The 10,394-nt window shown below is 62.5% G+C and carries 9 protein-coding genes; 3 read left to right on the top strand and 6 right to left on the bottom strand.

Going from position 1 to position 10,394, the window contains the following annotated elements; all coding sequences use genetic code 11:
* Nucleotides 1–92 precede the first annotated feature (92 nt).
* Nucleotides 93–1,904 (bottom strand): translation elongation factor 4, encoded by a 1,812-nt coding sequence (lepA, locus tag VFL62_RS19350; RefSeq protein WP_325173992.1) that lies wholly within the window; start codon nucleotides 1,902–1,904, stop codon nucleotides 93–95.
* A 137-nt stretch (nucleotides 1,905–2,041) separates the two neighbouring features.
* Between lepA and VFL62_RS19355 the strand changes: the two genes are divergently transcribed.
* Nucleotides 2,042–3,661: a glycosyltransferase family 39 protein gene (locus tag VFL62_RS19355; RefSeq protein WP_325173993.1), complete on the top strand. Its 1,620-nt coding sequence runs from the start codon at nucleotides 2,042–2,044 to the stop codon at nucleotides 3,659–3,661.
* A gap of 115 nt (nucleotides 3,662–3,776) precedes the next feature.
* Here VFL62_RS19355 and VFL62_RS19360 read toward each other — a convergent pair whose 3' ends face one another.
* The 5 genes from VFL62_RS19360 to VFL62_RS19380 form a co-directional block, all read right to left on the bottom strand.
* The gene (locus VFL62_RS19360; RefSeq protein ID WP_325173994.1) at nucleotides 3,777–4,106 is read right to left on the bottom strand and encodes an HPr family phosphocarrier protein; all 330 of its coding nucleotides are present in this window, start codon (nucleotides 4,104–4,106) and stop codon (nucleotides 3,777–3,779) included.
* On the bottom strand, nucleotides 4,103–4,504 hold the full coding sequence (locus VFL62_RS19365; protein ID WP_068733893.1) for a PTS sugar transporter subunit IIA: 402 nt from the start codon (nucleotides 4,502–4,504) through the stop codon (nucleotides 4,103–4,105). The genes VFL62_RS19360 and VFL62_RS19365 overlap by 4 nt, the downstream gene beginning before the upstream one ends.
* A 122-nt stretch (nucleotides 4,505–4,626) precedes the next feature.
* On the bottom strand, nucleotides 4,627–5,154 hold the full coding sequence (locus VFL62_RS19370) for an HPr kinase/phosphatase C-terminal domain-containing protein (RefSeq protein ID WP_325173995.1): 528 nt from the start codon (nucleotides 5,152–5,154) through the stop codon (nucleotides 4,627–4,629).
* A complete protein-coding gene (locus VFL62_RS19375; protein ID WP_325173996.1) occupies nucleotides 5,154–6,965 on the bottom strand; it encodes a sensor histidine kinase in 1,812 nt (603 codons plus the stop codon). The genes VFL62_RS19370 and VFL62_RS19375 overlap by 1 nt, the downstream gene beginning before the upstream one ends.
* Nucleotides 6,966–7,113: 148 nt before the next feature.
* Nucleotides 7,114–7,815, bottom strand: a complete 702-nt coding sequence (locus VFL62_RS19380) for a response regulator transcription factor (protein ID WP_325019023.1) — start codon at nucleotides 7,813–7,815, stop codon at nucleotides 7,114–7,116.
* Nucleotides 7,816–8,203: 388 nt separating this feature from the next.
* Here VFL62_RS19380 and VFL62_RS19385 point away from each other — a divergent pair, with 388 nt between their 5' ends.
* Nucleotides 8,204–8,947 (top strand): HugZ family protein, encoded by a 744-nt coding sequence (locus tag VFL62_RS19385; RefSeq protein ID WP_325173997.1) that lies wholly within the window; start codon nucleotides 8,204–8,206, stop codon nucleotides 8,945–8,947.
* A 227-nt stretch (nucleotides 8,948–9,174) separates the two neighbouring features.
* A partial coding sequence (locus VFL62_RS19390; protein WP_325173998.1) for a phosphoenolpyruvate carboxykinase (ATP) occupies nucleotides 9,175–10,394 on the top strand: 1,220 nt, incomplete at its 3' end.

The following is a 10,394-nucleotide window of genomic DNA, read 5'->3' on the forward strand; positions in this document are numbered from 1 at the left end:
GGCATATTCGCGGACGACGGATTTGCCGGACGCCACCGCCGTCTCCGGGGAGGCGGCCACCACTTCACGCACCGGTTCCGACACGCTGGCGCCTACTCCCCGAGCCGCAACAGGGCAAGAAAAGCTTCCTGCGGGATTTCCACCCGGCCCACCTGCTTCATTCTTTTCTTGCCTTCCTTCTGCTTTTCCAAAAGTTTGCGTTTACGCGTTATATCGCCGCCGTAGCATTTCGCGGTGACGTCCTTGCGCAGGGCCCGCACGGTTTCGCGCGCAATCACCTTGCCCCCGATCGCCGCCTGGATCGGAATCTGGAACATGTGCGGCGGGATCAGTTCCTTCATCTTCTCAACCATCGCGCGTCCGCGGCCTTCGGCGCGGGTGCGGTGCACCAGCATCGAGAGCGCGTCCACCGGCTCGTTGTTGACGAGGATCTGCATCTTGACGAGATCGGCGGGCTTGTAGTCCGTGAGGTGATAATCGAACGAGGCATAGCCCTTCGAGACCGACTTCAGGCGGTCGTAGAAATCGAACACCACCTCGTTGAGCGGCAGATCGTATTTCACCATGGCGCGACTGCCGACATAGGTCAGCTCTTTTTGCGAGCCGCGCCGGTCCTGGCAGAGCTTGAGGACGCTGCCGAGATATTCGTCGGGCGTGAGGATCGTAGCCTCGATCCAGGGTTCCTCGATCTCAGCGATCTTGACCACGTCCGGCATGTCGACCGGATTATGGATCTCGATGGTCGAGCCATCGGTCAGATGCATCTTGTAGATCACGCTCGGCGCGGTCGCGATTAGGTTGAGATCGAATTCGCGCGACAGGCGCTCCTGGATGATCTCCAGATGCAACAATCCGAGGAAGCCGCAGCGGAAGCCGAAACCGAGCGCGGCGGAAGTTTCCATCTCGAAGGAAAAGCTCGCATCGTTGAGACGCAGCTTGCCCATCGCTCCGCGCAGCGTTTCAAAATCGTCGGCGTCGACCGGGAACAGGCCGCAGAAAACCACGGGGATGGCCGGCTTGAAGCCCGGCAACATGTCCTTCACCGGGTGACGGTCGTCGGTGATGGTGTCGCCGACCCTGGTATCGGCGACTTCCTTGATCGCCGCGGTGATGAAGCCGATCTCGCCGGGCCCGAGCTCGTCGACCTGCTGCATCTTCGGAGTGAAGAAACCGACGCGCTCGATGTCGTAGGCCGCACCCGTGCCCATCATGCGCACGCGGCTACCCTTCTTCATCACGCCATCGACGATCCGCACCAGCACGACCACGCCGAGATAGACGTCGTACCAGCTGTCGACCAGCAGTGCCTTCAGCGTCGCGTCGCGGTCGCCCTTCGGCGGCGGCAGGCGGGTGACGATCGCCTCCAGCACGTCGGGAATGCCAAGCCCGGTCTTGGCCGAGATCATCACGGCGTCCGAGGCATCGATGCCGATTACGTCCTCGATCTGCTGCTTGATCTTCTCGGGCTCGGCGGCCGGCAGGTCGATCTTGTTCAGGACCGGCACGATCTCGTGGTTGTTGTCGAGCGCCTGGTAGACGTTGGCGAGCGTCTGCGCCTCGACGCCCTGGCTGGCGTCGACCACCAGCAGCGAACCTTCGCAGGCCGCCAGCGACCGCGAGACTTCGTAGGCGAAGTCGACATGGCCGGGCGTGTCCATCAGGTTGAAGATGTAATCCTTGCCGTCCTTGGCGCGGTAGTTCAGCCGCACGGTCTGGGCTTTGATGGTGATGCCGCGCTCGCGCTCGATGTCCATCGAATCGAGCACCTGTTCCTTGCCCGCCATTTCACGATCCGACAGGCCGCCGGTCATCTGGATCAGGCGGTCGGCCAGCGTCGATTTGCCATGGTCGATATGCGCAACGATCGAGAAGTTGCGGATGTTGGGAATGGGGACTGATGTCATGGGGCGCGGGATAGCATTCGCGGTTTTTGGCGGCAACCAAAATGGCGGGCTTTTAAGGGCATATCTTCACGCCAAGCTGATTACACTTGCACGCAAAACGCGCTACCCACGCGGGATCGAGAGAGGTACCAAAACGCATGTCTCCGACGCTCACTTCGTCCACGACCCTGCCACGCCGCCGCCGGGGCATCCGCCGGCTGAGCGTGCGGCGGCTCGCGGCCTGGGTGCTGGCGTCGGCCAAGGACCGCTACGGCGCCTCCGCCTTCGTGTTCTCGTTTGCCGCCCTCCATGCGGTGCTGTGGACCGTGATCCTGATCAATCTGAAGGCCGCACAGGACATCCATATGGACGTCGCGGAAGCCTTCGCCTGGGGGCAGAAATTCCAGCTCGGCTATGGCAAGCACCCGCCGCTTGCGGGCTGGGTCGCCGGCATCTGGTTCAAGATGTTCCCGGTCACCGACTGGGCGACTTACCTGCTCGCGATGACGACGGTGTCTGCCGGCCTCGTGATCTGCTGGCTGATCGCAACACGGGTCGTGGATTATCGCCGCGCATTTCTCGTCGTGGTGATGCTCGCGATCTATCCGATCTTCAATTTCAAGGGCTTCAAATACAATCCCGACCTGCTTCAGCTCGTGACGTTGCCACTGCTGGTCTTGGCCTATCTCGATGCGTTCCAGAAGCGAACCGCGGTCTCCGGCGTCTGGCTCGGGCTTGCCGGCGCGCTGGCGCTGATGACGAAATATTGGGTGCTCACGATGATCGGCGCGGTCGGCCTTGCCGCGCTCATTCATCCCGAGCGCCGTGAATTTCTGCGCGCGCCGGCGCCATGGGTGGCGATGGTCGTCGCGGTCGTCGCGATGATCCCGCATCTTCTATGGTTGAAGGATGTGGACTTCGTGCCGCTGACCTATGCGGGCGACGTCTATGGCCATGTGACCCGCGCCCAGTGCGCGCGGCTGGTCCTCGGCTACATCGAACACAATCTGGGACTATTGGTATTGCCGGTCCTGATCGCTGCGCTCGCACTTGCCGGAATAAGCCTGCGTGGGCCGCGGGCGACCCTGGCGCGTCTCTGGTCATCGACAGCCAGTACGGGCGTGAACGGCACTCAGGCGCTCAACGTCTGGATCATCCAGATCATCGTCGCCGTCGGGCCGCCGCTCGGCGCGCTGATCTTTAACGTATACATGAAGACCGATTGGGGGATCTCGCTGTTCTTCCTGGTGCCGCTTGCGCTCGTGTGCCTTCCCTCGTTGCGCGTGCCGGGCGTGGCACTGTTGCGGATCGCCGCGATCTGGCTCGTTCTGACGCTGGCAACGCTTGCAGCTTCGCCTGCGATCGCCGTCCACGAAATTTCCGACGATCCCAGGCTTGCCTTCAGCTACGGCGCGCGCTCGCAATTGGCGCGTGAACTGACCGGCCTGTGGCACAACCGCTTTTTCACACGCTGGTCGGTGGTTGCCGGGACGACCGAGGTCGGCGAGCCCATGACCTTCTATAGCCCGGACCATCCGGCGCCGCTGACGCCGGGCGAAATCTGGTCCTCAGGCCTAACATCGCTCGATGAGGCCAGGCGTCTCGGCTTCATCGGCGTCTGCGACACCACGGACAACCGCTTGCCGGAGTGCGAGGCCTGGATGGCCGCGAACGGCAAGGATGCCGAGCAGGTCGCGATCACCACGCAACGCTTCTTCAAGGGCCATGCAGGTCCTGCTGTCACCTGGAAGGTCTATATCGTACCGCCGGCGAAATGACGTTAGTCATGCCGGGGCGCGAGTGACAACGAGCGAACTGTGGTGCGCAATTGCGCACCTGAGATCTCGAGATTCCGGGTCTGGTGCTGGCGCGCCATCCCGGAATGACGGAAGTCTACGTATTCTCTTCGTTGAACTTGGCGGCCACGAGTTCGGTGATGGCATCGAGCGCCGCCTGCGCCTCGCGCCCCGCCGCGGACACGACGATCGAGGTGCCGGGGCCGGCCGAGAGCATCATCAGACCCATGATCGAAGTGCCGCCGACGGTCTCGCCACCCTTGGTGACCCACACTTCGGCGTCGAAGCGTTCGACCATCTGCACGAATTTGGCGGAGGCGCGCGCGTGCAGGCCGCGCTTGTTGATGATGGGAAGTTCGCGGGAAACGGCGCCTTCCGGAATGCGAGGTCCGGAAGAGGTGTCGGGCGCCGCGCCGTCGTCGCTCATTTTCCGGCAAGCACCCGGCTTGCAATGGTCACGTATTTGCGGCCGGCTTCCTGGGCCATCGCAATGGCATCGGGAAGGGTGCGCTCTTCGCGGACCTTGGCAAGCTTGACCAGCATGGGAAGATTGATGCCCGCGAGCACTTCCACCTTCGGACGGCTCATGCAGGAGATAGCGAGATTCGAGGGCGTGCCGCCGAACATGTCGGTGAGGATCGCAACCCCGTCTCCACTGTCGACGCGATTCACCGCTTCGATAATGTCGCTGCGGCACAGATCGGAATCGTCTTCAGCGCCGATCGTGACGGCTTCGATTTGTTTTTGCGGACCCATGACGTGTTCCAGCGCCGCCTTAAATTCGTCGGCAAGGCGCCCATGGGTCACAAGTACTAGACCAATCATCGAGAACTCCTCGTGGGTGCCTTTGGTGCACCGCACGAACGCGCCACTTTGACCATCCGGAGCCCCTGCGCAAGAGGGGAACCCTGCAATTCTCCCGGAAAATAGCCAAGAGAGAGCGCGGTCTATTCGGTCGCGAGTGTGGGGGTGATATGGTTACCAAATTCCTTCGAGCAATCCGCCGAAGGATGTGCGGAAGATGAATTCGCGGTCATTGTAAGGGCTGCGATCACCAACGGAAGCCCGGAAAATCCACACTGGACCGGAATTCTTGGTATCAAAATACCATCGATGCAGGTTTGTAGCGCTTCCGGCGGCGGCAGGCGCTCGGCATCGGGCGCCTGGAGGTCGACAACGAGCCCCGCGATTCCCTCGGCGGCAAAGTCGCAGCGGCGAATACCGAGGCCGCGGATCTCGATCAGGCCGGCCAGAGCCGGCGCTGGCCGAATCATCAATACCCCGTCGCGCGCCAAGACGTGGACCCGGTCATCGCCGATCAGCGTGACCGGCGCGATCACACCGGCGCGGCCGGCCAGGATCAGGTCGAATGCAAGACGCGATTTGCCGGAACCGGACGGCCCGCGAATGAGCACGGCACATCTCCCCGCCAGAACCGCGGACGCATGAATGCTGGCTTCGCCCTCGATTGTCATCAGGTCGGCAGCCGGACCACAAAGCGCGCGCCGGCAACCGTCGTGGTGCCATCCTCGCCCGGCGGTCCGAGGCGGTTCTCGGCCCAGATCCGTCCGCCATGGGCTTCCACGATCTGCTTGGAGATAGAGAGCCCCAGGCCCGAATTCTGGCCGAAGCCCTGATGCGGCCGGTCGGTATAGAAGCGCTCGAAGATGCGCGAGAGCGCATCCTCGCGAATGCCGGGGCCGTCATCATCGACGATGATTTCAATATTCGAACGCCGGTTCCGGCAGGTGATCCGCACCTTGCTGCCGGGTTCGGAGAACGACTGCGCGTTCGACAGCAGATTGGAAATGACCTGTCCAAGCCGTGAATCGTGACCCGGAACGACAAAGGTGTCGAACTGGCCTCGGCCCTCGAACCGCAATTCGACTGCGACATTGTTGCCGCGCTTGGTTTCATTGGCAACCGAAGCGAGCGCGGTGAGGAGCTGGCGCAGGTCGACGGGCGCCATATCCTGGCGCTGCAATTCGGCATCGAGCCGGCTCGCATCGGAAATGTCCGAGATCAGCCGGTCGAGGCGCTTGACGTCATGCTCGATCACCTCGAGCAGCCGCGCACGGCTGTTCTCGGTCTTGGCGAGCGGCAGGGTTTCGACCGCCGAGCGCAGCGAGGTCAGCGGGTTCTTCAGTTCATGGGCGACGTCGGCGGCGAACATCTCGATCGCCTCGATCCGGTTGTAGAGCGCGCCCGTCATGTCGCGCAGCGCGCCGGAGAGGTGGCCGATCTCGTCGCGGCGGCCGGTGAAGTCGGGAATCTCGACGCGGGTGCGGATGCGGCGGCGGACGCGCTCGGCGCTGTCGGCGAGGCGGCGCACCGGGCCCGCGATCGTGCTCGCCAGCGCCAGCGACAATACGATCATGACGGCGGAAGCGACGCCGCCGACTTTCAGAATTGCGAGCCGCTCGGCCGTGACCATCTGGTCGATATCGTCGCCCTGCGTCGACAGCATCAAGGAGCCGTGGATCGCGCGGAACCGCTGCACGGGAACGGCGACCGAAACGATCACCTCGCCGCGGTCATTGACGCGGACCATGCTGCTCTTCTGGCCGTTCAGCGATTGCGCGACCTCGTGGTAGCCGTTGCCGTTTTCAGGGCCGAGTTCGGTGTAGAGCGGCAGGTCGCCTCGATTGAGCCAGGTGCGGATCGCGATCATCGTTCGCTCGGCGAGCCCGGGCTTTTCGACCGACGGCGGCGGCAGTTCGAAGCGCAGCACGTCGCCGCGGCCATACAGGCTGCGGCTGTCCAGGATCAGCACGCCGTCACGGTCATAGATACGGGCGCGGGTCTTGGTCGGCGAAATCAGCCGGCGCAGCACCGGCGCCACGCGCTCGGGATTGATCGGAAAATCGAGCCCGGAAAGTTCGTCCGGTGCGCTGACGGTTTCGCCGGCCTTCAGGTCCGCCAACTTGTCGGGGTCGATGGTGATGGCATTGGTCTCGACGGTTGCGGAAGCCGCAATGGCGCCGGCGATGATTTCGGCCTGCACCAGCAAGCTCTGTGCGCGGGCATCGATCAGGCCGGCGCGGAACTGCGACAAGTACAAAATGCTCGCCACCAGCGCGAGCAGGCCGGCAATGTTGAGCGAAACGATACGTCGTGTGAGGCTGGAGAAGCTTAGGGCAAAAGCAAACTGTCCAAACCGGCGCAGCCAACCCAGCGGCTGCCAGGGTGCCGCCGGCGGATTTTCCGTCGCAACGGTGTCCATTACGACGGGCGCGACGGCGTCGCCAGCGCTCACGTTTGAATCAGGCTGCGTTCGATCGAGCAATGGTCAAAACCGCCGGTTGTTTCGCGAAGGCTCGCGCGTTGCGACCGCGCCGGCAAAGGCGCGGCACAAATGATGCGGAGTTCTGAACCGCCACACTAGCATGAGACCCCAGCCAACGTCAGTCGGCAAACCGCGTAGGACGCGTATCTCAAGCTTCCTTGAAGCGGTATCCGACCCCGTAGAGGGTTTCGATCATCTCGAATTCGTCGTCCACGACCTTGAACTTCTTGCGCAGCCGCTTGATGTGGCTGTCGATGGTGCGGTCGTCGACATAAACCTGATCGTCATAGGCGGCATCCATCAGCGCGTTGCGGCTCTTGACGACGCCGGGGCGCGTGGCGAGCGCCTGAAGGATGAGAAACTCGGTGACCGTGAGCGTGACCGGCTCGTTCTTCCAGGTGCAGGTGTGGCGTTCCGGGTCCATGCGCAACAGGCCACGGTCGAGCGCCTTCGCATCGGTTTCCTTCGGCACGGCCGTCGGGTCTTTCGGGGCGGAACGGCGCAGCACCGCCTTGACGCGCTCGACCAGAAGCCGCTGCGAGAATGGTTTGCGAATGAAATCGTCGGCGCCCATTTTGAGGCCGAACAATTCGTCGATCTCCTCGTCCTTGGAGGTCAGGAAAATCACCGGCAGGTCGGATTTTTGCCGCAACCGCCGTAGCGTCTCCATGCCGTCCATCCGCGGCATCTTGATGTCGAGGATGGCGAGGTCGGGCGGGCTGGTCCGAAATCCGTCCAGCGCCGACGCACCGTCCGTATAGGTCATGATGCGATAGCCTTCGGCTTCCAGCGCAATCGAGACGGAGGTAAGAATGTTGCGGTCGTCATCGACCAAGGCAATGGTGGGCATGAGCCTGCTTTCAGATACTGCTACCGGTGTCCTGTTTCTGGCATTCGTTTGATATCGCGGCGGCTTTGTTTACGAATGTCAGAACCAAGAGACGCTGGCAGATTTAGGTTTCTTGGTGCGGTTTCGGATTTGACATTCGCCTCAAGAACTCGCTGCGATACCGGAGCGAATGTCAAATCCGCCGCACCAACGTGGCTGAAACGGCGGCTAAACGTTTGCTGCGCCGCATAGATGGGCTTCGAACGCGGTCAACGAGCAATGCAAGCTGGGCTGAAGTGTGACCGAGTTCCATGAAAGCGCCCCTTTTTGCCTAGGCGCCCCGCCCCGTATGGACGTCGGTTTACCCGAGAAAAGGTCCCAATTGCAACAGGATGCAAGGAAATAATCGATGCAATTGACCCCGGATTTCGAGCCCGCCAAGGCCGTTAAATCGCTTTTGCGCCGCAGCCGGCAGGGCGCGCTGGCGACGCTGATGGCGGGAAGTGGCGATCCCTATTGCTCGCTGGTCAATGTGGCGACCCATCCCGACGGCTCGCCGATTCTCCTGATCTCCCGTCTTGCCATTCACACCAAGAACCTGCTTGCGGACGCACGTGTCTCGCTGATGCTGGATGAGCGTGTCGAGGGCGATCCGCTCGAGGGCGCGCGGATCATGCTGTCGGGCCACGCTGAGGAGATCACGGCCGATCGCGACCTCGTGCGGCAACGTTATCTGAATGCCCACCCGAGCGCGGAAGCGTTCGTCGATTTCAAGGATTTCTCGTTTTTCCGAATCCGCCTGAGCGGGACGCATCTGGTGGCGGGCTTTGGGCGGATTTTGGATCTCAAGGCTGCCCAGTTTTTGACCGATATTTCGGATGCGCAGGCCTTGATCGACGCCGAACAGAGCGCGGTCGAGCACTTGAATTCCGACCACCGCGAAGCGCTCGGCCTTTACGCCACGCGGCTATTGGGCGCAGGATCCGCCGACTGGCGTTGTAGCGGGATCGATCCCGAAGGTATTGACCTGCAGGCCGGGACCAAGACGCTGCGGCTCGACTTTCCCGAGCGGATCACAGGGCCCGGCGACTTACGGAAAATCCTGGTCCGCCTGGCGGATCAGGCAAGGTCACCGGAGGGGAGGACGCCATAGCGGCTTTGCGTCGCAGCATGGTGGGGCGGCAGGCCAGGCCGTTCTGGAATAAACCAAATCGGTGGGATCGGCTTGGCAAGCCGTGCGTTCATCACTAAAGATCGCCCGCAATTTTCGTTCGCCCGGCCTTCCCTGGGCGGTTATACTCAACGGCCTTAACCGTGACGGACGCGCGGGAGTTAGGCATCCGCGCGATCAAGAAACGCGGATTCGAGGAGGAGTTTTTCGTGCAAGAGACGGGTGTGCGGAACGGTGCCTTTGGCGCCGACAAATTCGGCTTAAAAAATCTCAAGCAGGTGCATTGGAATCTCGGCGCGCCGCAGCTCTATCAATATGCATTGGCCGCGGGCGAAGCTGTGCTTTCAGCCGATGGCGCCTTGTGCGCCGACACCGGTGAGTTCACCGGCCGCAGCCCGAAGGACAAGTTCACGGTCCGCGATGCGACCACCGACAAGAAGATGTGGTGGGCCGGCAACCAGTCGATCACGGCCGAGCAGTTCGAGGCGCTCTATACCGACTTCCTCAAGCATGCCGAGGGCAAACGGCTGTTCGCGCAGGATCTCTATGGGGGCGCCGATCCGACCTACCGGATCAAGACCCGTGTCTTCACCGAGCTCGCCTGGCACTCGCTGTTCATCCGTACGCTTCTGATCCGTCCCCAGGCGATCGAGCTGTCGACCTTCGTGCCCGAGCTCACCATCATCGACATGCCGAGCTTCCGCGCCGATCCCAAGCGCCATGGCGTGCGTTCGGAGAACGTCGTGGCCATCGATTTCGCCCGCAAGATCGTGCTGATCGGCGGCTCTTATTATGCCGGCGAGATGAAGAAGAGCGTGTTCACGACGCTCAACTACTATCTGCCCGAGCGCGGCGTGATGCCGATGCACTGCTCGGCCAATGTCGGCCCCAAGGGCGACAGTGCTGTCTTCTTCGGCCTCTCCGGCACCGGCAAGACCACGCTGTCGGCCGATCCGAACCGCACGCTGATCGGCGACGACGAGCACGGCTGGGGACCGGACGGCGTGTTCAATTTCGAAGGCGGCTGCTACGCCAAGACCATCAAGCTCTCGGCCGAGGCCGAGCCGCAGATCTGGGACGCCACCAACCGCTTCGGCGCCGTTCTGGAAAACGTCGTGTTCGATCCGGTGACGCGCATCCCGGACTATGACAGCGACAAGAAGACCGAGAACACGCGCTCGGCCTATCCGCTCGACTTCATCCCGAGCGCATCGCGCAGCGGCATCGCGGGCCATCCGAAGAACATCATCTTCCTCACCGCCGACGCTTTCGGCGTGATGCCGCCGATCGCCAAACTCACCCCGGCGCAGGCGATGTATCACTTCCTGTCCGGCTATACGGCGAAGGTCGCCGGCACCGAGAAGGGCCTTGTCGGTGTGGAGCCTGAATTCTCGACCTGCTTCGCGGCGCCGTTCCTGCCGCGCCCGCC

Origin of the sequence: Bradyrhizobium sp. (assembly GCF_035701725.1) — a bacterium.
GTDB lineage: Bacteria > Pseudomonadota > Alphaproteobacteria > Rhizobiales > Xanthobacteraceae > Bradyrhizobium.